The organism is Idiomarina seosinensis, from assembly GCF_003987275.1.
Taxonomy (GTDB): Bacteria; Pseudomonadota; Gammaproteobacteria; order Enterobacterales; family Alteromonadaceae; genus Idiomarina; species Idiomarina seosinensis.
In genome coordinates, this window is the sequence record NZ_PIQF01000001.1 from 145,426 (window position 1) to 171,898 (window position 26,473).

Sequence of the window (26,473 nt, forward strand, 5' to 3'; positions counted from 1 at the left end):
TTAACCAGGCAAAACACGACGCCGACACTTCCTCCAGCTTGGCAACAACGAACGATTGAATCCAAGCTTAGTCAAAAACTGAGGAGCTTTATCATGGCACTATATGTAAACACTAATGTCAGTTCACTGAACGCACAGAACCAACTGATGCAATCAGGTAACAAGCTTGACCAAGCATTCGAACGTTTGTCGTCAGGCTTCCGTATCAACAGCGCTTCTGATGACGCTGCTGGTCTACAAATCTCAAACCGTCTGAGTTCACAGATTAACGGTTTGAACCAGGGCAATCGTAACGCAAATGACGCTATTTCAATGGCGCAAACTGCTGAAGGAGCTCTGGACGAGTCAACTAACATCCTACAACGTATGCGTACTTTGGCTATCCAATCAGAAAATGGATCTAACTCTCAAGAGGACAAAGCTGCGCTTCAAAAAGAAGTTGGTAATTTACAGCTTGAATTAACTCGAATTGCAGAAACAACCTCATTTGGCGGAAAGAATCTATTGGACGGGACTTTTGGTTCACAAGAGTATCAAGTTGGTGCTAATGCCAATGAGACAATCTCTGTATCTATGAGAGATGTATCATCAAACGCTATTGGTAATTACACATTGGATACCCAAGGGTCTGATTTTGGTGGAGACGCGTCTGTTACTGGCGCTGTCGATTATAGCACTGTATCAAACGGCCAAGATATATCTATAGCAGGCCCTGATGGAAATGCGTCAGGTGTGACATTGGCTACAACAGATACAGTAACTGACGTAGCAGACAAAATAAATGCTGAAAACACTGGGGTAAAAGCTTCAACTGAAGTAAACGCATCTATTAAAGACTTTTCAAGCCTAGATTCTGCAACATTGGACATTGGCGGCGATACGTTCAATTTAGCTGACTATGAAGGCTCGTCGCAAAAACTTGCCGAAGATATAGTGAAAGCAGGATATTCAGCTAGCGTAGATGGAAGTGGAGTTTTGAGCATTAGAGCTGAAAACGTCGATGGCGTAAAAGTATCTGGTTATGACGCTGATGATACTTTACAGATTGCTGGACCTGATGGTTCCTATAATCAACCAGCAGACACTGAAAGCGGAGTTGTCAATGCGAAACTGACTCTAGAAGCGAAAGACGACTTTACTGTTTCAACTGATGGAACCGCCGGTGAGGTTTTTGGTGCAACGTCAGGTAGCTTGAATTCTGTTGGCGACATTGACATCTCAAAAAGCGGTGGCGGTCAAGATGCTTTAGCAGTAATAGACCAAGCTATCGCGCAAATCGACTCTCAACGAGCTGATTTGGGTGCTACTCAAAATCGTTTCCAGGCAACCATTCGTAACCAATCGAACATTGCTGAAAACCTGGAAGGTGCGAAGTCTCGAATCAAAGATGCTGACTTTGCGGCTGAAACTGCAAAACTGACTCAGGCTCAGATTCTGCAGCAGGCATCACAAACTATTCTGGCGCAGGCCAACCAGCGTCCACAGGCGGCACTGCAGTTACTGGGCTAATTGCTCAACTAACTCAACCGTTACTAACAACCGGAGCCATTGGCTCCGGTTTTTTTATGCCTATAATTCAAGATGTTACAAATAAAATTACAGTTGATTAAAAAAACTTCAGTTAATTGCTAAAGTTTGCAGTTGAGTTGGTCGATAACATACACGGAGCATTGTATTAAGTGTTAATCTACACGTAATTAAGGAAATGGTGAGTATTATGACAGAGCTGTCAGTTGAAAGCCGTGCATTAAGCCAACTTAACAGTCAGGAAGGCCGCATTACCAATGCCGAGCAGCGCCCGCAAGCGCAAAAGGTGATGGATACGGTAGAACAAGTTCAAGAAAAGACTGAACAGAAGGTCGAACAGCAGGCAACTAATAAAACGGTGACGGATACGGTTGAACAAATGAATCAGTCGTCGGTTATCCGCAATACCAGTTTGCAATTCGTGTTTGATGAAAAAGGGGACCCGCCGATTGTTAAGGTGATTGACCAGGACAACGGTGAGACCATTCGTCAAATTCCATCGGAATTAGTCGTTAAGTTATCTAAAGCTCTGGAAGAGATGGCCGATAATGATAGTAGTCGAATGGGGTTCTTATTCGACAACCAGATTTAATATGAGGTGATGTTATGCCACTGATTTCATCAACAGGTGCCCGTTCAGGTTTAGACCTGGAAGGGATAATCAAAGCGACGCTAGACGCGCAGCGTATTCCTAAACAGAACCGACTGAACCAGCAGGAAGGTCGGCTACAGGTAGAGCTGTCAGCTGTTGGTGAAATGCGGTCAGTGCTTTCCAATCTTCAAAGCTCAGCAGAAAAGCTAACCGAGAGTAGCTTATTCAGCGCTATGAAAGCGTCTGTAAGCCAACCTGAGTCTGGCAATGTGATATCCGTTGAGAGCTCCGAAAACGCTAACACCGGTAACTTTGATATTGCAGTAACGCAGTTAGCAAAAGGCAGCCGTGCGGTATCGGCCGACGGCGCTTTTGCGAGTTCGGACACGGTCGTTAACACCAATGCCGGCGCATTAACATTTGGTGCCGGTACAGAGAGCTTTAGCTTAGATCTTGCTGCGGGTTCAACTCTGGAAGATATCCGAAACGCGGTTAATAATTCAGAGGATAACTTTGGTGTTACTGCCGACATTATTAACACCGGAACTGAAGCCAAATTAGTTTTTCGGTCTAATGTTAGTGGTGCTGGCAACGACTTGATTGTCAGTAACGATAATGCTCAGCTTGATGCGGTTTCGACAGTGGCCAACGCTGGCGGTGCTGGTGGCATGGCAATTGCCGTTGACGACGAGGCGACTGACGCCATTATTGAAGTCGATGGTATTCAGGCGACCAATGATACCAATATTTTTGCGGATGTCATTCAGGGTTCGACCATTACTGCCTTAAAAGACAGTGAAGGTACAGAAACTGCCCAGCTTTCAATTGCTCGTGATGATGCTGGCGTTAAAAAGTCCGTTGACGAATTTGTTAAATCCTATAATAGCGTAGTGTCTTCTTTGAATGAAATGGGCGCTGAAGGAAGTATGTTGCAGGGGGATGCCACTGTTAGAGGTCTGAAAAGTCAGTTAAATAGCGTTCTAACATCTACCTTTGGCGATGACCAGACCTTATTTGATTTAGGTTTTGGCCTTGATAACGACGGTAAGTTAACTCAGGAAAATCCGATAACGAATGTAAGCGAAGTGCTATCAGATAACCCATCAGCATTGCAGTCAGTACTTGGCGGTGAAAATGGTTTAGCGTCTCGCATGGACACATTTTTAAATGGTTATGTTGGAGCGGGCGGGTCATTGCAGATGCGCCGTGACTCAATCAACGATAGCCTGGATAGAGTGTCGGACAGCCGAGAGAGCTTACAGCGTCGCATGGAATCAATGGAAGAAACTTTACGTTCAAAGTATCAGGCTCTGGATTCACTGGTTGGACAGTTACGCGACCGTGGCGATTACGTCAGTGCTCAGCTTGCCAACTTACCCGGCTTCACCCGGGATAATGACTAAATAGAGGTAACGTTTTATGAACGCGAAACTTAAAGGCTATACCAAAGGCTCGCTAGAAACTCGGGTTGCGGGAGCTAGCCCTTATCAGCTGGTACAAATGCTTATGGCGGGTGTATTAGAGAACCTTAACTATGCTAAAGGTGCGATTCAGCGTAAAGATTACGAGAAAAAGAGTCTTTATCTGAGTAAAGCTCAGGCTATTGTGGATTCATTGCGTTATAGTTTAGATGACAGTGCAGGCGCAGACGCGACTGAAAACCTGCAAGACTTGTATATGTACATGAGCACCCGAATTGCCGATGCATCGATTCAAATGGACATCGACGTTATTGACGAAGTAGCTCGATTGATGATTGATATCAAAAGTGCCTGGGATCAGATTCCAGTGGAGCAGCGCGAAGTCGCAATGAAAGATAACAGTCAAGTGCAGCAGGCCAGCGGAGCCTAATTTTGTCAGCTCAAACTGACTCACCACAGCAGCTCCAGCAGCTTTATAAGCAATTAAAGCAGCAACTAGCAGACTCTGATTTTGAGTCTGCTACCAACACCCTTCCCCAATTATTGACTGCCTTAGAACAGCTACCTGAACACTGGACTGAGTCCGAGCAGTGGGTAGAGACTGTGGCAGAAATTAATGACTTTCTAAACGAAATACAGCCAGAACTCGAACAGGCCCGTGACGAAACCCAGGAAACCATTACCAAGATCGGTAAGAGTAAGAAGGGCGTTAAGGCCTACACTAAATAATCTGCGTTATTAAGGCACAAAAAAACCGACTCTAAGGTCGGCTTTTTTTATCCCAGCGCCTGAGCGTTGGTGATTAAATCTTTTACAGAGCTTGAATCTTAGCGTTCAAACGGCTCTTATGACGTGCCGCTTTGTTTTTGCTGATCAAGCCTTTAGTTGCGTAACGGTCCAATAGTGGAGTTACGTTTTTCATAGCCGCAGTTGCAGCTTCTTTGTCTTTGCTTTCAATCGCAGCGTTCGCACGCTTAAGGTAGGTACGCATCATTGAGCGACGGCTTGCGTTGTGGCGGCGATTTTTCTCGGCTTGGATCGCACGCTTTTTAGCAGACTTAATGTTAGCCAAGGTGAACTCCTAAAATTCGTTAACTTATGCTTGTCTTGTAAAGGCCGCAGATTATGCCTTTTCTGACGGAAAAGTCAACAGCTTTGATGGAAAAAGATTAGGTTTTTGCTCGCTGCGCTCACGGCTTTTTGTCGGCTTACGCCGACGGCCGTTTGTCGCTAACGCGACGGCTGTTGGCAACCTGCCTTCGGCGGTTGCGGCTGTAGGTCTCGTTTTTAACGAGACTGTTGCAAATTCTTAACTAAGTTGTGCAGAGATATTTGGATTCTGGTGTTGGTATTAAGCCATTTTGAAATATCTGGGTGAATGACCCAATTTAAATCCTTGCCAATTTTTAACTGTGTTTCTAATTCGGCACTGGAGCCAATAGCGTAGTAAAGTATTCGCCTTCTATCTGCAGCGGTATCCCGCACCATAGCTTCAGCAATATTACTGGGAACAGATAAAGCACTGCGTCCGACTTGGTCTTTAAAGAAATAATGTTTACATGAACTGACGTCTTTCATGATGACGACAGCGAGTGCCAATGACTCACGCCAGACCCAAAGTTTGTGATAGTTCATAAATCACCCAAACTCAAAAGACTAGCAACCAATTGTAATAACAACGCAAATTTGCGATATTCCTCACACCATCAGTACCTTTTTTACCGAAGTACCACCATAATAGCCGCAACCGCCGAAGGCAGGTTGCCAACAGCCGCGCCAAAGGCGCAAACAGCCGTTGGCGTAGCCAACAAATAGCAGAAGGATTTGTCAGTTGTCGAAGTCATTGCTCCGATCAGGTTTCATCGTCAGCTTTATGACCCTTATCTCACGGGTGCTTGGGCTGGTGCGCGATGTGGTGATAGCCAACCTGATGGGTGCCGGTGCGGCGGCGGATGTGTTCTTCTTTGCTAATAAAATCCCTAATTTTTTAAGGCGGTTGTTTGCCGAGGGGGCTTTTGCGCAGGCCTTTGTGCCGGTACTGACTGAATATAAGCAAGGCAGGGAGCTGCCAGAGCAGCAGCTGTTAATCGCTCGTGTTTCAGGGACCCTGGGCACCATTATCACGGTGGTTACTATTTTTGGTGTTATTGCCTCGCCTATCGTGACGGCGCTGTTTGGTATGGGCTGGTTCCTGGACTGGTGGAACGATGGCCCGCAGGGGCATAAATTCGTGCTTGCCAGCGACCTGCTGCAAATTACCTTTCCGTACTTATGGTTTATTACCTTCACCGCGATGGCGGGGGCAATTCTTAATACCCTGGGTAAGTTCGCGGTGGCGGCGTTTACTCCGGTATTTTTAAATGTGGCGATTATTTCGGCGGCTATATGGCTGGCTCCGAATCTGGATCAACCAGAATACGGTTTAGCCTGGGGGGTTTTCTTTGGCGGTTTGATACAAATGCTGTTCCAGCTGCCGTTCCTGAAAAAAGCGGGGCTGTTAGTTAAGCCACAATGGGGGTGGCGCGATCCGGGTGTGACTAAAATTCGCAAGCTGATGCTGCCGGCGATCTTCGGGGTATCGGTCAGTCAAATTAACTTATTGCTTGATACCTTAATTGCCAGCTTCTTAATGACGGGCTCTATCAGCTGGCTGTATTACTCTGACCGGCTGTTAGAGTTTCCGCTGGGCTTGTTCGGCATTGCTATTGCCACTGTGATATTACCCGCGTTGTCCTCCCGACATGTCGATAAGTCGCCTGAGCATTTTACCAAAACCCTGGACTGGGGTATTCGTATGGTGCTGATCCTGGGAATTCCGGCCATGGCCGGCTTGTTCTTTTTGGCAGAACCGATGTTGATGGTGCTGTTTATGCACGGGGCCTTTACCCCGGACGACGCGCGGATGGCCTCGTATAGCTTGATGGCGTATTCGGCTGGGTTACTGAGTTTTATGTTGGTTAAGGTACTGGCAACCGGATTTTATTCAAGGCAGGATACTAAGCGGCCGGTAAAATTTGGCATTATTGCCATGGCCGCTAACATGGTGTTTAACATTGCCCTGGCGATCCCCTTTAGTTACGTCGGATTGGCGATGGCAACCGCGGCTTCGGCGGCGATTAACGCCGGTTTGCTTGGTTTTACACTGTACCGCGAAGGGGTATTAAAAGCGCAGCCCGGGACTTGGCGTTTTATTGTTCAGGTACTCATTGCCACCGCAGTGATGATAGCCGCTATTTTATGGTACAGCCCGGGCACCGAAGCCTGGCGCACTACCTCGATATTGGAACGCCCTTGGCTACTCGCCCAGGTCATCGGCCTAGGCATCATAGCCTACCTCGGCACACTCCTCATCACCGGCATGCGCCCCCGGCATATCGCCGGGAAATAAAAATACGGCCCCTTCGGCGCCCCGACGCAGCGGAGGAAAACGGATGGTCCGGCCCCATCGGCAAGCCGCGATCTGAATTCGCATCTACGATGGTGCCAAATATCCCACCGTCGGCAAGCCAACGGGTACCCACGATTTGAATTTATTCCGGGGTGGCCGGCAGTTCCGGTTTTTGAACAACGTTGGTGTTAAATGCTCTGATGTCCATGGCTACCGGGATCCGCCTTCAGATCGTGGGTACCCTTCGGCTCGCCGAAGGGGCAGGAGGTCATCGGCAACCTCGATGGTGGGATCCGGGGCACCTCTTTTCGGATTCCGGGATGCTCGCAATTGCATTCCAATTCGATATCGCGGATGCGAATAGGGGCATTCCATAGCGGCAACGGAGGAAAACGAATAATCCGCACCCATCGGCAAGCCAATGGCTACCCACGATCTGATCAATATCCGGGATGCCGCCAGCGACGGGATTTTGAACACCATCGCTGTTAAAACCTCTGCATTTATCCGTTCCGCAATACAAATTCATATCTTAGGTACCCTTCGGCTCGCCGAAGGGGCAGGAGCTCATCGGCTACCTCGATGGTGGGATCCGGGGCACCTCTTTCGGGCTTCCGCAATACCCCTTCAGATCGTAGGTACCCTTCGGCTCGCCGAAGGGGCAGGAGGTCATCGGCTACCTCGATGGCGGGATCCGGAGAGCCCCTTTTCGGATTCCCGGATGCTCGCAATGGCATTGCTATTCGGCAACCTCGATTCGGATATGGGCGGGCAAAAGGTGTTCCGCGGGCATTATTTCAGTTATAATCGCGCCTTTCAGATAACCAATTTAGCTGGGTACGGAATCGCCAGGCATGGAACTTATTCGCGGGACACACAATTTGCGTGCCAAACACTTTGGTGAAGACACCGGTTGTGTGCTGACTATTGGTAATTTTGACGGCGTGCATTTAGGTCATCAGGCGGTATTACAGCAGGTACGCAGCAAAGCTGAAGAGCTGGGCGTCCCGTCCGCGGTGATGACGTTTGAACCGCAACCGCAGGAATTATTCCAGCCTGAAAAAGCACCGGCGAGACTGACTAACTGGCGTGAAAAATATTTGGCACTAAAAAGCCAGCAGCTTGATCACCATATCGTTATTGAATTTAATAAAAAATTTGCCAGCCAGCCGGCACGTGAATTTATTGAAAAGATTCTGGTTGATAAGCTGGCGGTAAAATTTTTGGTGGTCGGTGATGACTTCCGTTTTGGCTATAAACGCGAGGGTGACTTTGAGCTGCTGCAAAAGGCCGGTAAAGAACTCGGGTTTGAAGTAGTCGACACCCGTAGCTATCGGCAGCAGCAACAGCGAGTGAGCAGTACCGCCATACGTGAGGCTTTGGACGATGGTGACTTTGACAGCGCTGAACAAATGCTCGGGCGGCCGTACCGGATGGCGGGCAAAGTCGTTCACGGCCGTAAGAACGGCCGCACCATCGGCTTTCCAACCGCCAACGTCCCGTTAAAACGATTAAAAAGCCCATTGCACGGCGTGTTTGCCGTAAAGGTTTTTTTAGAAAATGGTGTAACCGACGGCAAGCAAAGCGAGCCGTCAAACAGCCTCGGCGAAGCCGAAAAAAGCCGCCCCGAAGAGGCCAACAGCCGTCACGGCAAAGCCGTGACATACCACGGTGTTGCCAACCTCGGAACGCGGCCGACGCTAAACGGTGATGAAGTGCAACTGGAAGTGCATTTATTTGATTTTTCAGGCAACCTGTACGGTCAGCAGATGACGGTAACCCCCGTTGCCAAATTGCGTGCCGAGCAACGCTTTGCGTCGCTTGACCACCTTAAACAACAGATAGAACAAGATGCCGCTCGCGCCAAGCAGCTTTTAGCCCAAGCGTAGCGCGTGATGTCAGTAACAATGCGGAAATGGAAACAGTGACCAATGAGTGATTACAAGCATACTTTAAACTTGCCAGATACGGCGTTTCCGATGCGCGGCAACCTGGCGCAGCGCGAACCCAAGATGCTGGAAAACTGGTACGCCGACGACTTATACGGTGAAATCCGTAAAGCCAAAGCGGGCAAGCCAAGTTTTATTTTGCATGACGGTCCTCCGTACGCAAACGGCAAAATTCACATTGGTCACGCGGTTAATAAAATCCTTAAAGACGTGATTGTTAAGGCGAAAACGTTAAGTGACTACGATGCGCCCTACGTGCCTGGCTGGGATTGTCATGGGCTGCCGATTGAGTTGCAGGTCGAGAAAAAACACGGCAAACCCGGCAAAAAACTAAATCTGGCGGAATTCCGCGAAAAATGTCGCGAATACGCGATGGGTCAAATCGACCAGCAACGCACCGACTTTAAACGTCTAGGCGTGTTTGGCGATTGGGATAATCCGTACCTGACGATGAACTTCAAGCAGGAAGCGGATAGTGTCCGGGCGTTGGCGAAAATTATTGAGAATGGTCACATGCACCAGGGCTTTAAACCGGTTCATTGGTGTACCGACTGTGGTTCGGCACTGGCCGAAGCGGAAGTTGAATATCAGGATAAAACCTCGCCAGCGATTGACGTAAAACTGCCACTGGCGGCTACTGAAGAAGCCTTAACTCGCTTTAATACCCCTGAAGGGCATAGCGGAGAAGGCAAACTCAGTATGGTTATCTGGACCACCACCCCATGGACCATTCCGGCTAACCGGGCGGTGACGCTGGCGGAAGGCCTTGAGTACGCGTTAGTGCAAATTGAGAAAGATGACGAGCAGCAGCCAGAGCGAATTATTTTAGCCAGCGATCTGGTTAATGACTGTATGGATCGCTGGGGCATTCAGCATTACCACAAACTGGGATTTGCCACCGGTAAAGAGCTGGAAGGTCTGCAGCTTAATCATCCGTTGTTCGAACTTAATGTACCGGTAATACTGGGTGACCACGTGACCACCGAAAGTGGTACGGGTTGTGTGCATACCGCGCCAGGCCATGGTGTGGACGACTTTTTAGTCGGCCAAAGATACGGTATCGAAGTGTATAACCCGGTCGGCGATAATGGTGTGTATAAAGACGATACGCCGATGTTTGCCGGTCAACATGTGTTTAAAGCGAACGAACCTATCGTGGACGCGCTTCGTGATGCGGGCAACTTAATGCATGCCGAAGCTTATCGCCACTCCTATCCGCATTGCTGGCGTCATAAAACGCCGATTATTTTCCGTGCTACGCCGCAGTGGTTTATCAGCATGGAAAAACAAGGCCTGCGCCAGGGGGCGTTGGATCAAATTAAGAAAGTCGGTTGGTTCCCTGAGTGGGGCGAAAGCCGCATTGCTTCTATGGTAGAGGGCCGGCCAGACTGGTGTATTTCGCGTCAGCGCACCTGGGGTAACCCAATTGCCGTGTTCGTGCACAGAGACACTGAAGAGCTGCACCCGAATACGCTGGAACTCATGGAAAAAGTGGCGCAGCTTATTGAACAAGATGGCGTTCAGGCATGGTTCGACTTAGAGCCGGAAACACTGCTGGGCGACGAAGCTAAAGACTATCGTAAAGTGACTGATACACTCGATGTCTGGTTCGACTCAGGCGTTACCCATCACTGCGTTTTGCGCGAGTTTGATGGACTCAGCTGGCCGGCAGATTTGTATCTGGAAGGCTCTGACCAACACCGCGGCTGGTTCCAAAGCTCATTGGTCACCGGCGTCGCTATGTATAACGAAGCCCCTTATCATCAGGTGCTGACCCATGGCTTCACGGTAGATGCCAAAGGCCGCAAAATGTCCAAGTCGATCGGCAACGTGGTCGCTCCGCAAGACGTTATGAATAAGTTGGGTGGCGACATCCTGCGGTTGTGGGTAGCCTCCGCCGATTACTCGGGTGAAATGACCGTTTCCGACGAAATCTTAAAACGCTCGGCGGATTCATATCGACGCATTCGTAATACGTCGCGCTTCTTACTGGCCAACTTGAGTGGTTTTGATCCGTCACAGCATTTAGTGGCGATGGATGACATGGTTGAACTGGATCGCTGGATTGTTGGCCGCGCGGCGGATTTACAACAGCAATTAGTCGAGCATTACAACAGCTATCAATTTTTATCGGTGGTACAGAAGCTCATGCACTTCTGTTCGATTGAACTGGGTAGCTTTTACCTGGATATCATCAAGGACCGCCAGTACACGGCTAAGTCTGACAGCTTAGCGCGTCGTTCGTGCCAGACTGCGTTGTACTACATTGCTGAAGCTCTGGTTCGCTGGATGGCACCAATTTGTAGCTTTACTGCCCAAGAAATCTGGGAAGTGCTGCCGGGCAAACGCGCGAAGTACGTGTTTACCGAAAGCTGGTTTACCGGCTTTGAGCAGTTTGCTGGCGTCAGTGAACAGGAAAACCAGTTCTGGATGCAGTTACTTGAAGTTCGTGACGTGGTTAACCAAACTCTGGAACAGGCTCGCCGCAACGACGAAATCGGTGGTTCATTGCAAGCCGAAGTCACCCTGTATGCCGAGGATGAACTGGCGCAAAAACTGGGTCGCTTAGGCGAAGAACTGCGGTTTGCGCTGTTAACTTCAGAGGCAACCGTGGCGCCATTAGCAGAAGCTCCTGCCGAGGCTCTTAAGGCCGATAAACTCGGCTTAGCCGTTGCAGTTGCTGGTTCTGATTATAAGAAATGCGAACGTTGTTGGCACCACCGTGAGGAAGTTGGCACTATTGCCGGTCACGAAGACTTATGCCAACGCTGTGTAACTAATATCGATGGACAAGGTGAGGAACGCCGTTTTGCCTAATGACACGCTAAAAAAACGCGCCTCGGGTTTGCGTTATCTATGGGTCACCGTACTGCTGGTAGTGATTGACCAACTCACCAAAGTCTGGGTAGCGGCAGAGTATGAACTGTACGAAAGCCGTGCGGTCATCGACGGTTTGTTCAATTTTACCTATGTGCATAATTACGGCGCCGCCTTCAGCTTTTTAAGTGACAGCGGTGGCTGGCAGCGCTGGCTTTTTACCGCCATTGCCATAGCCATTAGTGCCGTGTTGTTGATCTGGCTGCGGCGTAACCCGGTTAATTTTTGGCGACAGAACTTATCCTTTGCATTGATTCTGTCCGGCGCGATTGGCAATGTGGCAGACCGTTTAATGTATGGCTATGTGATCGACTTTTTAGACGTGCATTATCAGGGCTGGCACTGGCCCGCCTTTAATGTGGCGGATATGGCGATTACCATTGGTGCTGCATTAATGTTGTTCGAGGCGTTTGTTGATAATCGCCGCGACGACGAGGAGAATAGTAAGTAGTATGAGCCGTTTACCGATAGAAGATGGCCGCGAAGTGGTCATGCACTTTACCATCAAATTGTCCGACGGGTCGGTCGCAGACAGCACTAAAATGTCTGGTAAACCGGCAAAGTTTCGGGTCGGCGATGGTAATTTAACCGAGAATTTCGAGGCCTGCCTGATTGGCCTTCGTGCCGGAGCGAAGCGCGAGTTTACGCTGGCGCCTGAAGATGCCTTTGGAGAACCTAACCCGGACAACTATTACTATGTTGATTCGGCTAAGTTTAGCGAGGAAACAAAACCCGAGGTTGGCGCTATTCTGGCCTTTACTCAGCCTGATGGAACCGACTTACCGGGAATTGTTCGGAAAGTTGAAGGTCCAACAGTGACCATCGACTTTAATCATCCGCTGGCAGGCCAGACGGTGATTTTTGACGTCGAAATTATAAGCGTAGAGCCGTAGTTATTTGTTAAACCCGGCTCTCGGAGGAATACATGCAAATACTGTTAGCCAATCCACGCGGATTTTGTGCCGGTGTTGACCGTGCCATCACCATTGTTGAACGCGCGCTGGAAATATTTGAACCGCCCATTTATGTGCGTCACGAAGTGGTGCATAACAAATACGTGGTCAATTCGTTAAAAGACGCGGGTGCAGTATTTGTCGAAGAGCTGGATGAAGTGCCGGACGACGCTATCGTTATTTTTAGCGCGCATGGCGTGTCGCAGGCGGTTCGGCAGAACGCCAAAGATCGTGGTTTAAAAGTATTTGATGCGACCTGTCCGTTGGTAACCAAGGTGCATATGGAAGTGACTCGTGCCAGCCGTAAGGGCCATGAATGTGTGCTGATCGGCCATGCGGGGCACCCGGAAGTAGAGGGGACCATGGGTCAATACGCCAACCAGAAAGGCGGTATTTACCTGGTCGAATCGCCGGAAGATGTTGCGTCGTTGCAGGTAAAAGATGCGGATAACCTGCACTACATGAGCCAGACCACACTGTCGGTGGATGATACTTCCGATGTTATCGAAGCGCTGCGGGAAAAATTTCCAAACATTAACGGACCACGCAAGGACGATATTTGCTACGCCACCCAGAACCGTCAGGATGCGGTACGGGAATTGGCCGCAGATGCAGAGGTGATGTTAGTCGTCGGTGCCAGCAATAGCTCTAACTCTAATCGGTTACGCGAGTTGTCAGAGAAAATGGGTACGCCTGCCTACTTGATTGATGATGCGGGTTGTATCGATCGCGAATGGCTGCAGGACAAGCAACGGGTTGCGGTTACTGCCGGAGCGTCGGCGCCGGAAGTGCTGGTGCAGTCAGTGATAAAGCGCTTACGTGAATGGGGCGGTGAAACGGTAACCGAGCGCGATGGTCGCGCTGAAAATATTACCTTTTCGATCCCACCGGATCTGCGTGCTTAACGACCTGGCGGGTTAGCCAGAAACGCAGCTGGTAGTCCGCGTCCGAAATTTCCAAGACCGAATGCTGCTCATCAATGGCAGATAGAGACCAGTCTAACGAGCCAGGGTCTACACTGACCTGGCCTTGCCGCCATTGCGCGGTAATCTTTGTTTTTAATGCCATTATTGATTCAACAGTCAGTGCCTGTTGCTCTATTTTATGCTGTTTTGTCAGAGCGAGTTGCAAGGTGTACAGGCTGCTGGGTAACCACAACGATAAGATAGCTGCAGCAACCAGTATTTCTATTAAAGAGAAGCCGTTAATCCGCGGATAAGCTGTCATTATAAGCTTGCTGCTGTTGGTTAAAGTTCAATTCGGTTCGCTGCTTTAGTTGCAGCCACTGTCGGTGTTGCTGGGCTTGTAAAGATTGTGTTTGCAGCAGCAAAGCAGCTAACGCCATAGAGCTTAGGCCGGTTAGCGTGACGACCGTCATTAGTACCGCCATCCCCCGTTGTTTAATCTGCATTTTATTCGGCATGAGTCAGCACCAGCTCTCGATTAAAGGCATGGTATTCCTCGCTCTTCGGACTCTTTGCCAATAACGAAATGGATAGAACCGGCAGTGCAGCCGAATTTTCCTGTAGGGAAAAATTCAATTCCTTAATGGCTAGTGACGAGTAATGGCTTAACGACTGCCAGCCACTACTCGGGCAGTGGGGTGCTAATGTATGACGCTGCAGCTGGCGATTCTTAACCCGATATCCAATGAGTCTGCCGCTGTGTTGTGGTAATAAAAAACACGGCCCCTGCAGACTAATTTGTTCGGGAATCGAGTCCTCAATATCGCTGGTTAATTGCTGAATTAAGGATTGCGCGGTTAATACACTGCGGGTAGCACTGACTGTTTGCTGCTGCTTCCCTTGTTGCCAGGCCCATACTTGTTGTAATGCGCCAATAATTAACAGCCCCAGAGCAGCGGCCACAATAAGCTCCAGCAGGCCAGAACCACGTTGTTGTATTAACATGGCTGCATGCCCGCTAACCGATCGCCTTGTGACTGACAGTAGCGAATCCGGCCAAGACCACTGATAATTATTTTAATACTTAACGAGGTAGCCGTAATGGAGATACTTCCGGCTCGGGCAAAACCGCTGGCTCCTTCAAACATAAGCGGCGCCTGCGAACGAAAGTTGTGTTCAAAACGCCAGCCCGGTGGGGTCCATTGATCGTTATAGTACTCAACCGCGACCGTTTTTGGTTTATTACTCTCCATTGCCCGCGCTTTGTGCTCTTGCAGTAGTAATAGCCAACGCTCGGCCATTGCCTGCATTTGCACCCGCTCAGAGCTTTCCCGCAGCGAGGGTAAGCCGGCTGCCATGAGTACAGCGGTTACCGCTAGCGCCACCAATAATTCAACTAAGCTAAATCCCATTGGCTTATCCTAAAACAGTTAAATGTAGCCGGTTCTTTTCTCCAGTTTCAGTGGCAAATTCGGACGCTGGAGGAAGAAAATGCGGTATTGATAGCTAATCACTGGCACGCTTCTTGTATGTGGTTAGTCAGATTCAAACTTTTGACGCGAGAAACGATGTATGGCGAGTGGTGCTGAAAGGCTCAATAGCTTCAAAAATTTTGCCCAGTCAAATTCTTATATTATCAAAGGATTTGGTACACCGCTGGCTGTCATGGCGATCCTTTCACTGGTGGTGTTGCCGATTCCACCATTGGCTCTCGATATCTTGTTTTCGTTCTCGATAACCCTTTCCTTAGTGGTCATGCTGGTTGCGGTTTATACCCAAAGACCATTGGATTTTGCGGCGTTCCCGACGGTTTTGCTTATTGCGACGGTACTGCGTTTGTCGCTTAACGTCGCGTCTACCCGAATTGTATTGCTGAACGGCCATAATGGTCCCGGGGCCGCCGGTAGCGTCATCGAATCCTTCGGTAGCGTAGTGATTGGTGGTAACTACACCGTTGGTCTGGTGGTATTTGCGATTTTGGTTATTATCAACTTTATCGTTATCACCAAAGGTGCCGGGCGTATCTCGGAAGTAACCGCACGCTTTACCCTGGATGCCATGCCGGGTAAGCAAATGGCGATTGATGCCGACTTAAATGCCGGCCTGATTAACCAGGAAGAAGCAAAAACGCGCCGCAGTGATGTAACCCGCGAAGCGGACTTTTACGGCTCAATGGATGGTGCCAGCAAGTTCGTAAAAGGTGATGCCATCGCCGGTATCCTTATCCTGTTGATTAACATTGTCGGCGGCTTTTTGATTGGCATGATCCAGCACGACCTAAGCTTTGGCCAGGCGATTGAAGTTTATACCTTATTGACCATTGGTGACGGTCTGGTGGCGCAGATTCCGGCACTGCTATTATCGGTTGCCACTGCCATTATTATCACCCGCGAGAATGACACCAAGGATATGGGTGATGCGGTTGTATTCCAACTGGTCGATAACCCGAAAGTAATGGTCATCGCCAGCGCCGTATTATTTGCTATGGGTGTTATTCCCGGCATGCCGCATTTTGCGTTCCTAAGCATGTCAGCAATGTTAGCTGGCGCAGCCTATTACAAAATTAAGAAACGAGATACTCAAGAAGGTGAGTTAGTCGAGCAGGAGCAGCAAGAACAGCAGCAACAACAGACGCAAAAGGAATTGAGCTGGGACGACGTACGCCATGTCGACACTATTGGTCTGGAAGTTGGCTATCGACTGATTCCTTTAGTGGACAAATCGCAGGGCGGAGAGCTGCTATCACGCATCAAAGGCGTGCGCAAAAAGCAATCTCAGGAGTTTGGTTTCTTAGTGCCGTCGGTGCATATTCGAGACAACCTGGATCTTGGCCCGAATAGTTACCGGATTACCATGATGGGTGTGACCATGGGCGAAGCAGAAATTCGTCATGACTGGGAGCTCGCAATTAACCCAGGCCAGGTATTTGGCGAGCTTGACGGTGAAAAGACGAAAGATCCCGCTTTTGGTCTGGATGCTGTATGGATCCGCCCGGAGCAGCGAGAGCACGCGCAAACCTTAGGCTATACCGTGGTTGACTCGGCCACCGTAGTCGCCACCCACCTAAGTCAGATTGTCACCAATCATGCGTCGCAGTTACTGGGCCACGAAGAAGCACAGGAGCTGCTGGATCGACTCGGCCGCAGCCATCCGAAGCTGGTCGAAGGGCTGGTCCCGGATCTGTTGTCGTTGGGTAATTTCGTTAAAGTGCTGCAAAACTTATTAGAAGAAGGTATAGCCATTCGCGATATGCGCACCATCGTGCAAACTCTGGTGGAGTATGCCGGGCGGAGTCAAGATCCTGACGTTCTTACCGCGGCTGTGCGGATATCACTACGTCGCTTGATCGTGCAGGACATCTCCGAAGGCGCGCCAGAGCTGCCGGTTGTTACCTTAGCACCAGAGTTGGAACAGATGTTGCATCAGTCCTTACAAGCCGCCGGTAGTGACGGTAATCAGCAGGGAGCAGGTATTGAACCGGGTCTTGCTGAACGTTTACAAGAGTCACTGCGCGATGTGCATCAGCAGCAAGAAATGAACGGTGAGCCGTCGGTGCTGCTGACCTCGGGATTACTACGCACGACCATGGCACGATTTGCCCGGCATGCGACAGAAGGTATGAGAGTACTGAGCTATCAGGAAATCCCGGATGATAAACAAATTAGAATCGTTAGCTCAATTGGTGGTCAACAGCCAGTTGGACAGAATAGCTAAGACGGGAGTCGCTTGTGAAGATTAAACGTTTTTTTGCAGAAGATATGCGCCGCGCATTATTACAGGTTAAAGAAGCCTTAGGTCCGGACGCGGTGATTATGTCCAACAAAAAAGTAAACGGCGGTATTGAAATTGTCGCCGCCGTCGACCCCGACGCCCAACAACCCGAGCCTGCTCCCACGCCGGAACCGGCGACTGCGCAGCAGGAGCCCGCACCAGCCAGCTCACTAGCCGAATTACTGCAACGCCAGAACCCTCGTGTCGAAGACACGAGCTACGGTTCACAGCCGACGGCAAGCGAAGCGAGCCGTCAAACAGCCGTACCGGAGGCACAAACAGCCGTACCGGAGGCACAAACAGCCGTACCGGAGGCACAAACAGCCGTACCGGAGGCACAAACAGCCGCTCCGCAGGAGCACACAGCCCATGCGCAGCATGAAATGGCCCATGCGCAGCATGACCAAATCCCCGAGCACGTCTCCGGCGGTAGCGCCGAAGAGATTGCTGACCTAAAAGCTCAGATTCGTGGCATCAAAGACTTGTTGCAACATCAGCTAAGCGGCCTGATGAAGCAAGAAATTGAACGCGAAGAGCCGATCCGCGCGATGTTGACCAAGCGCCTGATGGGCATGGGGCTGAGTGAACGTATTGCCGACCAGATTGCGTGCTTTATCCCCGAAGGTGGTGACGATGATGATAGCTGGGAGCAATGTCTGCAATTATTAGAAGGTCAGCTTAATACCACAGCTGACGATATTTTGACGCGCGGTGGTGCGGTGGCACTGGTTGGTCCAACCGGTGTCGGTAAAACCACTACCATTGCAAAGTTAGCGGCTCGTTATGCGCAACGTCACGGGGCCGATAAAGTTGCATTAGTAACCACGGACACTTTCCGTATCGGCGCCAGTGAACAATTACAGACTTATGGTCGTATTATTGGGTGTCCGGTTAAAGTTGCTAACAACGCCAAAGAACTGGCTGATGCGCTGCTCACCCTGCGCGATAAGTCGTTAATATTGATTGATACGGCAGGTATGGGACAGCGTGATAAAAGGCTCAGTGATCAACTCGCGACGTTATTACATAATAGTCGTCTGCGAATTCGGCCATATCTGGTATTATCAGCTACATCGCAAACTCAGGTTTTAAATGATGCGGTTAAGCAATTTAAAACGCTGCCGCTCAGCGGTTGTATTTTTACCAAGCTAGATGAGTGTTTAAGCCTGGGTGAGAGTATTAGTGTTGCGGTAGAGCAAGGTATGGCAGTGAGTTATTTAACCAATGGCCAGCAAGTACCAGAAGACATTAAAGTAGCCGACGCTCATTATTTGGTGAGCGAGGCGGAACGCTTGTATGACAAAAGCATTTGTTCGACCTTGTCAGAAATGCCAAAATCATATGGGCATACTAGTATCAACTAATATGTAGCAGCATAACGCCAGCAGTAAGAGTAGCGCGCAAATGGATCAAGCAAGTGGCTTAAGAAGAATGAAACAGTCAAAAATAAAAGTAATTGCAGTGACCGGAGGTAAAGGTGGTGTTGGAAAAACCAACGTATCTTTAAATATGGCCATTGCGATGTCGCAACAAGGCAAGCGTGTGCTGGTATTGGATGCGGACTTAGGCTTGGCCAATGTCGACGTTATGTTGGGCTTGCGAGTGGAAAAAAACCTATCCCACGTATTAAACGGGCAGGCTGAATTGCGTGATATTTTAGTCGAAGGGCCTGGCGGGATTAATATTGTCCCTGCTACTTCGGGCACCCGGTCGATGGTTGAATTAACCGAGTCTGAACATGCCAGCTTAATTCGAGCCTTCAGCGATTTACAGCATGAGTTTGATGTGCTCATTATTGATACGGCTGCTGGCATCGGCAATACCGTAGTTAGTTTTGCTCGCGCTTCACAGGATGTGATGCTGGTTGTTTGTGATGAACCTACCTCGATTACTGATGCCTATGCGCTGATGAAGGTGCTAAGTCGCGATCAGGGCGTGTTCAAATTCAAGGTGGTCGCGAATATGGTCCGTAATTTGCGCGAGGGTCAGGTTTTATTCAATAAATTGACTAAGGTCACGGATCGGTTTTTAGATGTCGCGTTAGAATTGGCCGCTATTATTCCCTACGACGACAACCTGAGATTAGCGGTTAGAAAACAGAAAGCGCTGGTTGTGGCCCACCCGAAATCACCCGCTTCGCTGGCGGTAAAAGCGCTTGCGAAAAGAGCGTTGGACTGGCCGGTTCCGGCACAAGCCGGCGGACATATGGAATTTTTTCTTGAACAATTAATAACTTCTGCCGATAACAATACTAAGCAGGATGTTGCCAATGAATAAAGCGGCTGTTTACAGTGCCCATGCCGATAATCGGCAGGCGATCATTGAAAAACACACAGGACTGGTGAAGAGAATTGCGCACCATATGATGGCGCGGTTGCCAGCCAGTGTACAAATTGATGATTTGATTCAATCCGGCATGATTGGATTACTGGAAGCTGCTCGCAATTTTGATAATAGTAAGGGCGCAAGCTTCGAAACCTTTGCAGGAATTCGGATACGCGGCGCTATGCTCGATGAAATTCGTCGTGGAGACTGGGCTCCGCGCTCAGTACATCGCAACCACCGGCGCGTATTAGAAGCAATACGTCAGGTGGAAAATGACACCGGCCGTGATGCTAAAGATGCAGAAGTTGCTGAACGCTTAGAAATGCCACTGGATGAATATTATGCGATACTACGGGACGTTAATTCGGGTCGTATTATTGGTCTCGAAGATCTTGGTGTTTCAGAAGACGCGATTATTCCCGAGCAGGTAACCGGGACAAATTATGAGCCACAGCGCGATGTAGAGAACAATGCGTTCCATCGTGCGCTGGCTGAAACAATTTCTTCGTTACCAGAGCGTGAAGCTTTGGTGCTTTCATTGTATTATGACGAAGAGTTGAACTTAAAAGAGATTGGCGAAGTACTCAGTGTGAGTGAATCGCGAGTCAGTCAAATTCATAGTCAAGCCATGCTACGCCTTAAGTCGCGTATGCAAAGTTGGGTTGAATAATTTGTGGTAATCGAGAGCCTCAGTGGAGGGAGCTTTGGATAAAAATATGAAAATTCTTGTTGTTGATGATTTTTCAACAATGAGACGTATCATCAAAAACTTACTGCGCGATTTAGGCTTTACCAACATTCAGGAAGCCGACGATGGGAATACTGCGCTACCGATGTTGCAGCAAGGCGATTTCGACTTTGTCGTGACCGACTGGAACATGCCGGGTATGCAGGGTATTGATCTGCTCAAAGAGATTCGTAAAGACGATAACCTGGCGCACCTACCCGTGTTGATGGTAACCGCAGAAGCTAAGCGCGAACAAATTATTCAAGCGGCTCAAGCGGGTGTTAATGGGTATATCGTAAAACCATTCACAGCAGCGACACTAAAAGAAAAACTCGATAAAATTTTCGAACGAATCAGCTAAAGGGCGATGCCAAACATGTCTGAGCAAGCCCATAATATTTCGCTGGAGCAGGCCCGAGAGCTGGTTGCGCTGTTAGAGGCGGGGAACCAGAAAAAAGCGAATGAAAAGCTGGATGAAGTTTATAACCGGCGCAACGATAAATTGTTCACCTCTGTTGGCCAATTGACGCGCGACCTCCACGAAGCGCTGCAAGACTTTCAGTTGGATCCGCGTATTTTGCAACTCACCGAAGATGAATTGCCCGATGCGCAGAATCGTCTTCAGTACGTAATCCAGAAAACCGAAGATGCGGCTAACCGCACAATGGACGCGGTTGAAGCTTGCTTACCGCTGTCTGACGACATGCATCAAAAAATTGACCGCATTATGCCGCAATGGCAGCAATTGATGGATAACAATATCGAGTTATCAGAATTCAAGTCTTTGTGCCATGGTGTCGATGATGTATTAAAGACCTGTGGAAATAATATGCCGCAGATCCATAGCCTGATGACCGAAGTATTGATGGCTCAGGATTATCAGGATATTACCGGTCAGGTTATCAGACGCGTCATCCAGTTGGTTGAAGATGTAGAGAAAAACCTGATTGAGCTGTTGAAACTCTTTGGCGACGAGGCTCAAGAAGCCGCCAAAGGACAGCCCAAAGAAGTCAATAAAGATCAGGCAGAAGGTCCGATTATCGACGCGGATAAGCGCGATGATGTGGTTTCAGGCCAAGATGATGTTGACGATTTACTGTCCAGTTTAGGATTCTAGGAGCAGCAATCGCATGAGCTTTGAGATGGACGAAGACATTCTTCAGGACTTTCTGATAGAAGCAGGAGAAATCCTGGAGCAATTATCAGAGCAGCTGGTAGAGCTGGAAAATGATCCTGAAAATAAGGATTTGCTGAATGCCATTTTCCGTGGTTTCCATACCGTGAAAGGTGGCGCTGGCTTCTTGTCAGTAACTGCATTAGTCGACACCTGTCATGGTGCCGAGAATGTGTTTGACACGCTGCGTAACGGTCAACGCACGGTTACTTCTGAGCTCATGGACATTATCCTGCAAGCACTGGATACGATTAACGCCCAGTTTGCGCAATTGCAGGCTCGTGAAGAACCCGAAGCCGCGGCAGATGACTTGCTGCAGGCATTGCATCAGTTGAGTCAACCAGAAAGCGAAGATGAGCAGCCGGTATCACCAGCCGACGAGCCAGAGCAGCAAGCAGTAGAACCTGAAACTGAAGCTGAACAGTCAGACAGCGGTGATGGTGGTATTGACGAAATTCAAGATGATGAATTTGAAGCATTACTGGATCAACTGCACGGAGAGGGCAAAGGCCCTGGTGCAGAAAGCAGCGCAAGTAAGTCCGAACCAGATTCGGATGAGATAACCGATGATGAATTTGAAGCCTTGTTGGATGAACTGCATGGTCAGGGCAAAGCGCCGGTCAGTGCAGAAAAGCAGCAACAAGAGGAAAAGGCTAAAGCTCAGAAAAAAGCCGATGATGACGAAATAACCGACGACGAGTTTGAGTCGTTGTTGGATGATTTGCACGGTAAAGGCAAAGCGCCGACCAAAGATGCTGCCGAAAGTCAGCAGCCGGCCCCGAAAAAATCAGAGCCTAAAAAGCCCGAACCTAAGAAACCAGAGCCGAAAAAGCAAGAACCGAAAAAGCCGGAACCTAAACAGCCAGATCAGAAACCTGCAGCTAATAAGCCCGCAGCACCGACGCCACCGCCGGCAGAAACTACTGTTCGGGTCGACACCAAGCGTCTCGATGAAATCATGAATATGGTCGGCGAGCTGGTGTTAGTCAGGAACCGGCTGCTGAGCCTTAGCAATAGTGAAGAAGGCAAAGGCGATGAGATGGGTAAAGCCATTTCTAACCTGGACGTAGTGACCGGTGATTTGCAGGGCGCAGTCATGAAAACCCGGATGCAACCGATTAAGAAAGTTTTTGGTCGCTTCCCGCGGGTTGTGCGCGACTTAGCACGTAGTCTGAAAAAAGAAATTAATTTAGAGATGCACGGTGAAGATACCGATCTGGACAAGAACTTAGTTGAAGCTCTGGCCGATCCATTGGTGCATTTGGTCCGTAACTCAGTCGACCACGGCATCGAGATGCCTGATGACAGGGTTGCTAAAGGCAAGCCCCGGCAAGGGACTGTCAGTTTATCGGCGTCGCAGGAAGGCGACCACATTATGTTGTCAATTAAAGACGACGGCGCCGGTATGGACGCGGAAAAGCTAAAAGGTATCGCGATTAAACGCGGTATTTTGGATCAAGACAGCGCTGCCAGAATGAGCGATGAAGACGCCTATAATTTGATTTTTGCGGCAGGTTTTTCGACCAAAGATCAAGTATCGGATATCTCTGGTCGTGGTGTTGGCATGGACGTGGTGAAAACCAAAATTAGCCAGCTTAACGGTAGTGTTAAAATTAAATCGGAGTTGGGTAAAGGCACCGAACTGCTGATTAAAGTGCCGCTGACGCTGGCTATTTTGCCAACATTGATGGTCGCGGTAAAAGAACAGACGTTCGCGTTACCACTGGCAGTGGTCAGCGAAATTATCGACTTAGACATGAGCCGCACGAATACCGTAGACGGCCAGTTGACATTGATTGTACGAAATCGCGCTATTCCATTGTTCTTCCTTGAGCACTGGTTGGTTCGTAACCCCGATCGCTCAACCCGCAACGAGACTGGGCATGTTGTGGTCGTGCAAATTGGTAACCAGCAAGTTGGTTTCGTAGTGAACGCTCTTATCGGACAAGAAGAAGTGGTGATTAAGCCGCTGGATAAACTATTACAGGGCACGCCTGGAATGGCGGGTGCAACCATCACCAGTGATGGTGGTATCGCCTTGATTATTGATGTTCCGAGCATGCTGAAGTATTACGCTAAACGTTAACGGACACCCTTTCAATGACAGTACGAGTTCTGGTGGTAGACGACTCGGCGTTCTTTAGACGCCGAGTTACTGAGATCCTCGAACAGAATCGCCGCATCGAAGTGATCGGCTCAGCTAATGACGGCCGCGAAGCCGTTGATAAAGCAAAATCTCTTCGCCCCGACGTTATTACTATGGATATCGAAATGCCGGTAATGAACGGCATTGACGCGGTTAAAGAGATTATGCGCTCGGCCCCTTGTCCTATCTTAATGTTTAGCTCGTTGACGCATGACGGCGCAACAGCGACGTTAAATGCGCTGGAAGCCGGTGCTGCCGACTTTTTGCCAAAGAAGTTTGAGGATATTGCCCGAAACCGCGACGATGCGGTAAGAACGTTACAAGATAGAGTGTTGGCAATTGCGACTGACCCGGCTGCCCGCTCGGCCCGCGCAGCAACCCCACCGCCAGCACCTGTTAGTCGTCCGAGTTCTCGTACAGCAAGGCCACAAGTCGATAAACCCGGTACGTCGGCGTTGGATCGTATTCGTCAACGTAGCGACGAACGCCAGCAACGTCAACAGACCAGCGAAGGGACTACTGCAGCAACCACGAATCTCACCATCAATCGCAACTATCAGGTGTTAGCCATTGGCACCTCGACGGGTGGGCCGGTAGCGTTACAGAAAATATTGACCCAATTACCGCAGAACTTTCCATATCCTATTATTATGGTTCAGCACATGCCTGCGGCGTTTACCAAAGCTTTTTCACAGCGCCTGGATGGCCTGTGCAAAGTTAAAGTAAAAGAGGCGGAAGAGGGCGATGTTTTGAAGCCTGGTGTGGCCTATCTGGCGCCGGGCGGCAAGCAAATGTTGGTCGACGGCAGCGCCAGTAATACACGTTTACGAATACGCGAAGATGATAGCGGGCGTATTACTTATAAGCCCAGTGTCGATGTTACTTTTGCCAGCCTGTCAAAGTTATTTGGCGGCAAAGTACTGAGCGTGATTTTAACAGGAATGGGGGCTGACGGCCGCGAAGGCGCGCGTATGTTGCAACAACATGGAGCAACCATCTGGGCTCAGGACGAAGCAAGTTGCGTAGTCTATGGTATGCCGCAAGCCGTTGCTTCGGCAGGGATTTCCAGTCGTAGTATTAGCCTTACAGATATGGCAAAAGCCATCCTGAAAGAGGTTGGATACCAATAACTATGGTGGTCTGGACGGTTGCCAATCAAAAAGGTGGGGTAGGAAAAACCACCACCACTGTGGCACTGGCCGGATTGCTGGCAGAGCGCGGTCAACGCGTACTTTGTATCGATACCGATCCGCACGCCTCATTAACCTATTACTTTGGTTTCGACTCTGAAGAACTGCCAACCAGTGCGTTCGATGTGTTTTTACTGGGCAAAGAAATTAGCCGGGACAAAGTAAAACAGTCGATTGTGCCGAGTGAGGTAAAAAACCTGGATGTATTGCCGTCGACAATGGCGCTGGCAACACTTGATCGGAAATTAGGCAGTCAGGGCGGCATGGGCCTTATCCTAAAACGAACGTTGGCAACGCTCGAGCAGGATTACGACTATGTGTTGATTGATGTACCACCGGTGCTCGGTGTACTGATGGTTAATGCTCTGGCCTGCTGCCATCGGGTACTGATCCCGGTGCAAACTGAGTTTCTGGCGTTGAAAGGCCTGGAGCGCATGATGCGGACGCTTAAGCTGATCCAAAAGTCACGCGGTCAGGATTATCGTTACACCATTATCCCAACGTTATACGATAAGCGCACCCGAGCTTCTTTAGATACTTATAAAAAGTTGGTCGAGCGATACGGGCGCTCAGTTTGGAACGGTATGATCCCCATCGACACTAAATTCCGTGATGCCAGTAATCAGCAATTACCACCGTCATTGTATGCGCCGAAAGCGAGGGGCGTATTGGCTTATCAATCGTTACTTACCCATTTACAGCAGCTTGCTGAACAGGATCTGTCATGAGTGGAAGCAGTGATAAGGCAATGATGGAATACCTCAATGCATTGCTTGAGGAAGAACATAAGCCAGTTGCTGACTTTGATGACGAGCCGGTAAAGCGTTTGCTCAGTCAGGCAACGATTTTAGAAATTGAGCCTGCGGCCGATAATGAAGAAGTTCAGGTTCCCGAAATAGCGGTAACCACACCGGTAGCGGAACCCGTTGAAACTGTTGAAGAGCCTGAACAAGTCGAAGAAATTGAACAACTTGAACAGCCGCTAGAGACCGCCGAACAGTCTGTAGCAGCGGATGAGTCGCTGGCGACGCAACCTGATGCAATGGAAGAATATCAGCAGGGCGATTTTCAGGCGTTGTTCTTTCGGGTTGCCGGGCTAACCTTAGCGGTTCCGTTAAAGAGCTTAGGTGGCATCCACACCATTGGCAAAATCAGTCCTATTTTCGGCAAACCGAAATGGTTCAAGGGAATAATGACTGAGCGTGACGAAAAACTGCAAGTGGTCGATACAGCGCGCTGGGTGATGCCTGAAAAGTTAACGCCTGAGCTGCAAGAGAAAATTAACTATCAGTATTTGATCACACTGAGTGATAGTCCCTGGGGCTTGCTGTGCGAGGAGCTGGTAGATAGTGAGCCGCTGCAGCCAGAGGCTATACAATGGCGTCAGGGAGTGAATGAAAAACGTCCTTGGTTGGCAGGTGTGGTTCGCCAGCGTATGTGTGCATTGCTGGATGTTAACGCATTGATTACACTGCTAGATAACGGTTTGGGACATATCCAGTCCGAACCATCAGAAAAACCGGAGTGA

At 49.4% G+C, this 26,473-nt stretch carries 27 protein-coding genes; 21 read left to right on the plus strand and 6 right to left on the minus strand.

Annotated elements, in window-relative coordinates; translation table 11 throughout:
* Positions 1 to 93: 93 nt before the first annotated feature.
* The 5 genes from CWI81_RS00605 to fliT all read left to right on the plus strand — a co-directional run bounded on the left by CWI81_RS00605 (position 94) and on the right by fliT (position 4,269).
* Positions 94 to 1,509 carry a flagellin gene (locus CWI81_RS00605; RefSeq protein ID WP_126783310.1) on the plus strand — a complete coding sequence of 472 codons (1,416 nt, stop codon included), beginning with the start codon at positions 94 to 96 and terminating at the stop codon, positions 1,507 to 1,509.
* Between the two features lie 208 nt (positions 1,510 to 1,717).
* On the plus strand, positions 1,718 to 2,119 hold the full coding sequence (locus tag CWI81_RS00610; protein ID WP_126783311.1) for a flagellar protein FlaG: 402 nt from the start codon (positions 1,718 to 1,720) through the stop codon (positions 2,117 to 2,119).
* 14 nt (positions 2,120 to 2,133) lie between these two features.
* A complete protein-coding gene (gene fliD / locus CWI81_RS00615; RefSeq protein WP_126783312.1) occupies positions 2,134 to 3,522 on the plus strand; it encodes a flagellar filament capping protein FliD in 1,389 nt (462 codons plus the stop codon).
* Between the two features lie 16 nt (positions 3,523 to 3,538).
* A complete protein-coding gene (gene fliS / locus CWI81_RS00620) occupies positions 3,539 to 3,970 on the plus strand; it encodes a flagellar export chaperone FliS (protein ID WP_126783313.1) in 432 nt (143 codons plus the stop codon).
* A gap of 2 nt (positions 3,971 to 3,972) precedes the next feature.
* Positions 3,973 to 4,269, plus strand: a complete 297-nt coding sequence (gene fliT, locus CWI81_RS00625; protein WP_126783314.1) for a flagellar protein FliT — start codon at positions 3,973 to 3,975, stop codon at positions 4,267 to 4,269.
* Between the two features lie 82 nt (positions 4,270 to 4,351).
* Here the strand turns inward: fliT and rpsT are convergent, their stop codons facing one another.
* On the minus strand, positions 4,352 to 4,612 hold the full coding sequence (gene rpsT, locus CWI81_RS00630; protein ID WP_126783315.1) for a 30S ribosomal protein S20: 261 nt from the start codon (positions 4,610 to 4,612) through the stop codon (positions 4,352 to 4,354).
* 215 nt (positions 4,613 to 4,827) lie between these two features.
* A complete protein-coding gene (locus CWI81_RS00635) occupies positions 4,828 to 5,175 on the minus strand; it encodes a four helix bundle protein (protein WP_126783316.1) in 348 nt (115 codons plus the stop codon).
* Positions 5,176 to 5,371: 196 nt separating this feature from the next.
* Between CWI81_RS00635 and murJ the strand changes: the two genes are divergently transcribed.
* The 6 genes from murJ to ispH all read left to right on the plus strand — a co-directional run bounded on the left by murJ (position 5,372) and on the right by ispH (position 13,612).
* A complete protein-coding gene (gene murJ, locus CWI81_RS00640; protein ID WP_126783317.1) occupies positions 5,372 to 6,928 on the plus strand; it encodes a murein biosynthesis integral membrane protein MurJ in 1,557 nt (518 codons plus the stop codon).
* A gap of 854 nt (positions 6,929 to 7,782) precedes the next feature.
* Entirely contained in the window at positions 7,783 to 8,817 is a 1,035-nt protein-coding gene (gene ribF, locus CWI81_RS00645) for a bifunctional riboflavin kinase/FAD synthetase (protein ID WP_126783318.1), read from the plus strand.
* 42 nt (positions 8,818 to 8,859) lie between these two features.
* Complete coding sequence (gene ileS, locus CWI81_RS00650) at positions 8,860 to 11,694, plus strand: isoleucine--tRNA ligase (protein ID WP_126783319.1); 2,835 nt, start codon at positions 8,860 to 8,862, stop codon at positions 11,692 to 11,694.
* A complete protein-coding gene (lspA, locus tag CWI81_RS00655; RefSeq protein ID WP_420809711.1) occupies positions 11,687 to 12,205 on the plus strand; it encodes a signal peptidase II in 519 nt (172 codons plus the stop codon). The genes ileS and lspA overlap by 8 nt, the downstream gene beginning before the upstream one ends.
* 1 nt (position 12,206) lies before the next feature.
* Positions 12,207 to 12,647, plus strand: a complete 441-nt coding sequence (gene fkpB, locus CWI81_RS00660) for an FKBP-type peptidyl-prolyl cis-trans isomerase (RefSeq protein ID WP_126783321.1) — start codon at positions 12,207 to 12,209, stop codon at positions 12,645 to 12,647.
* Between the two features lie 32 nt (positions 12,648 to 12,679).
* A complete protein-coding gene (ispH, locus tag CWI81_RS00665; protein ID WP_126783322.1) occupies positions 12,680 to 13,612 on the plus strand; it encodes a 4-hydroxy-3-methylbut-2-enyl diphosphate reductase in 933 nt (310 codons plus the stop codon).
* On the opposite strand, the gene CWI81_RS00670 is transcribed toward ispH, so the two are convergent.
* From CWI81_RS00670 to CWI81_RS00685, 4 genes are read right to left on the minus strand one after another with little or no spacing between them, the layout of a single operon-like run.
* Positions 13,578 to 13,934 (minus strand): pilus assembly FimT family protein, encoded by a 357-nt coding sequence (locus tag CWI81_RS00670; protein WP_126783323.1) that lies wholly within the window; start codon positions 13,932 to 13,934, stop codon positions 13,578 to 13,580. The two genes, ispH and CWI81_RS00670, sit on opposite strands and share 35 nt — an antisense overlap.
* Complete coding sequence (locus CWI81_RS00675; RefSeq protein ID WP_126783324.1) at positions 13,912 to 14,130, minus strand: hypothetical protein; 219 nt, start codon at positions 14,128 to 14,130, stop codon at positions 13,912 to 13,914. Before CWI81_RS00675 ends, CWI81_RS00670 begins: the two co-directional genes overlap by 23 nt.
* Positions 14,120 to 14,617, minus strand: a complete 498-nt coding sequence (locus CWI81_RS00680; RefSeq protein ID WP_126783325.1) for a hypothetical protein — start codon at positions 14,615 to 14,617, stop codon at positions 14,120 to 14,122. The genes CWI81_RS00675 and CWI81_RS00680 overlap by 11 nt, the downstream gene beginning before the upstream one ends.
* Positions 14,611 to 15,024, minus strand: a complete 414-nt coding sequence (locus CWI81_RS00685; RefSeq protein WP_126783326.1) for a prepilin-type N-terminal cleavage/methylation domain-containing protein — start codon at positions 15,022 to 15,024, stop codon at positions 14,611 to 14,613. Before CWI81_RS00685 ends, CWI81_RS00680 begins: the two co-directional genes overlap by 7 nt.
* Positions 15,025 to 15,184: 160 nt before the next feature.
* Between CWI81_RS00685 and flhA the strand changes: the two genes are divergently transcribed.
* Genes flhA through CWI81_RS00735 form a run of 10 tightly spaced genes read left to right on the plus strand, consistent with a single transcriptional unit; the run spans position 15,185 to position 26,473 of the window.
* Positions 15,185 to 17,326, plus strand: coding sequence for a flagellar biosynthesis protein FlhA (gene flhA / locus CWI81_RS00690; RefSeq protein WP_126783327.1), 2,142 nt, complete (start codon positions 15,185 to 15,187; stop codon positions 17,324 to 17,326).
* Between the two features lie 14 nt (positions 17,327 to 17,340).
* A complete protein-coding gene (gene flhF / locus CWI81_RS00695; protein ID WP_126783328.1) occupies positions 17,341 to 18,747 on the plus strand; it encodes a flagellar biosynthesis GTPase FlhF in 1,407 nt (468 codons plus the stop codon).
* 40 nt (positions 18,748 to 18,787) lie between these two features.
* A complete protein-coding gene (locus tag CWI81_RS00700) occupies positions 18,788 to 19,660 on the plus strand; it encodes a MinD/ParA family protein (protein ID WP_126783329.1) in 873 nt (290 codons plus the stop codon).
* Positions 19,653 to 20,378 (plus strand): RNA polymerase sigma factor FliA, encoded by a 726-nt coding sequence (locus tag CWI81_RS00705; protein ID WP_126783330.1) that lies wholly within the window; start codon positions 19,653 to 19,655, stop codon positions 20,376 to 20,378. The genes CWI81_RS00700 and CWI81_RS00705 overlap by 8 nt, the downstream gene beginning before the upstream one ends.
* 34 nt (positions 20,379 to 20,412) lie before the next feature.
* Entirely contained in the window at positions 20,413 to 20,796 is a 384-nt protein-coding gene (gene cheY / locus CWI81_RS00710) for a chemotaxis response regulator CheY (protein ID WP_126783331.1), read from the plus strand.
* Positions 20,797 to 20,811: 15 nt separating this feature from the next.
* Positions 20,812 to 21,552 carry a protein phosphatase CheZ gene (locus CWI81_RS00715; protein WP_126783332.1) on the plus strand — a complete coding sequence of 247 codons (741 nt, stop codon included), beginning with the start codon at positions 20,812 to 20,814 and terminating at the stop codon, positions 21,550 to 21,552.
* 13 nt (positions 21,553 to 21,565) lie between these two features.
* A complete protein-coding gene (locus tag CWI81_RS00720) occupies positions 21,566 to 23,695 on the plus strand; it encodes a chemotaxis protein CheA (RefSeq protein WP_126783333.1) in 2,130 nt (709 codons plus the stop codon).
* Between the two features lie 14 nt (positions 23,696 to 23,709).
* The gene (locus tag CWI81_RS00725; RefSeq protein ID WP_126783334.1) at positions 23,710 to 24,885 is read left to right on the plus strand and encodes a protein-glutamate methylesterase/protein-glutamine glutaminase; all 1,176 of its coding nucleotides are present in this window, start codon (positions 23,710 to 23,712) and stop codon (positions 24,883 to 24,885) included.
* Between the two features lie 2 nt (positions 24,886 to 24,887).
* Positions 24,888 to 25,673, plus strand: a complete 786-nt coding sequence (locus tag CWI81_RS00730) for a ParA family protein (protein ID WP_126783335.1) — start codon at positions 24,888 to 24,890, stop codon at positions 25,671 to 25,673.
* Positions 25,670 to 26,473 carry a chemotaxis protein CheW gene (locus CWI81_RS00735; protein WP_126783336.1) on the plus strand — a complete coding sequence of 268 codons (804 nt, stop codon included), beginning with the start codon at positions 25,670 to 25,672 and terminating at the stop codon, positions 26,471 to 26,473. The genes CWI81_RS00730 and CWI81_RS00735 overlap by 4 nt, the downstream gene beginning before the upstream one ends.

Excerpts from the sequence above, each read along its gene's own strand:
- CWI81_RS00605 (WP_126783310.1), top strand. The coding sequence starts at position 94 with ATGGCACTATATGTAAACACTAATGTCAGTTCACTGAACGCACAGAAC.
- CWI81_RS00610 (WP_126783311.1), top strand. The coding sequence starts at position 1,718 with ATGACAGAGCTGTCAGTTGAAAGCCGTGCATTAAGCCAACTTAACAGT.
- fliD (WP_126783312.1), top strand. The coding sequence starts at position 2,134 with ATGCCACTGATTTCATCAACAGGTGCCCGTTCAGGTTTAGACCTGGAA.
- fliS (WP_126783313.1), top strand. The coding sequence starts at position 3,539 with ATGAACGCGAAACTTAAAGGCTATACCAAAGGCTCGCTAGAAACTCGG.
- CWI81_RS00635 (WP_126783316.1), bottom strand. The coding sequence starts at position 5,175 with ATGAACTATCACAAACTTTGGGTCTGGCGTGAGTCATTGGCACTCGCT.
- ribF (WP_126783318.1), top strand. The coding sequence starts at position 7,783 with ATGGAACTTATTCGCGGGACACACAATTTGCGTGCCAAACACTTTGGT.
- ileS (WP_126783319.1), top strand. The coding sequence starts at position 8,860 with ATGAGTGATTACAAGCATACTTTAAACTTGCCAGATACGGCGTTTCCG.
- fkpB (WP_126783321.1), top strand. The coding sequence starts at position 12,207 with ATGAGCCGTTTACCGATAGAAGATGGCCGCGAAGTGGTCATGCACTTT.
- ispH (WP_126783322.1), top strand. The coding sequence starts at position 12,680 with ATGCAAATACTGTTAGCCAATCCACGCGGATTTTGTGCCGGTGTTGAC.
- CWI81_RS00670 (WP_126783323.1), bottom strand. The coding sequence starts at position 13,934 with ATGACAGCTTATCCGCGGATTAACGGCTTCTCTTTAATAGAAATACTG.
- CWI81_RS00675 (WP_126783324.1), bottom strand. The coding sequence starts at position 14,130 with ATGCCGAATAAAATGCAGATTAAACAACGGGGGATGGCGGTACTAATG.
- CWI81_RS00680 (WP_126783325.1), bottom strand. The coding sequence starts at position 14,617 with ATGTTAATACAACAACGTGGTTCTGGCCTGCTGGAGCTTATTGTGGCC.
- CWI81_RS00685 (WP_126783326.1), bottom strand. The coding sequence starts at position 15,024 with ATGGGATTTAGCTTAGTTGAATTATTGGTGGCGCTAGCGGTAACCGCT.
- flhA (WP_126783327.1), top strand. The coding sequence starts at position 15,185 with ATGGCGAGTGGTGCTGAAAGGCTCAATAGCTTCAAAAATTTTGCCCAG.
- CWI81_RS00700 (WP_126783329.1), top strand. The coding sequence starts at position 18,788 with ATGGATCAAGCAAGTGGCTTAAGAAGAATGAAACAGTCAAAAATAAAA.
- CWI81_RS00705 (WP_126783330.1), top strand. The coding sequence starts at position 19,653 with ATGAATAAAGCGGCTGTTTACAGTGCCCATGCCGATAATCGGCAGGCG.
- CWI81_RS00715 (WP_126783332.1), top strand. The coding sequence starts at position 20,812 with ATGTCTGAGCAAGCCCATAATATTTCGCTGGAGCAGGCCCGAGAGCTG.
- CWI81_RS00720 (WP_126783333.1), top strand. The coding sequence starts at position 21,566 with ATGAGCTTTGAGATGGACGAAGACATTCTTCAGGACTTTCTGATAGAA.
- CWI81_RS00725 (WP_126783334.1), top strand. The coding sequence starts at position 23,710 with ATGACAGTACGAGTTCTGGTGGTAGACGACTCGGCGTTCTTTAGACGC.
- CWI81_RS00730 (WP_126783335.1), top strand. The coding sequence starts at position 24,888 with ATGGTGGTCTGGACGGTTGCCAATCAAAAAGGTGGGGTAGGAAAAACC.
- CWI81_RS00735 (WP_126783336.1), top strand. The coding sequence starts at position 25,670 with ATGAGTGGAAGCAGTGATAAGGCAATGATGGAATACCTCAATGCATTG.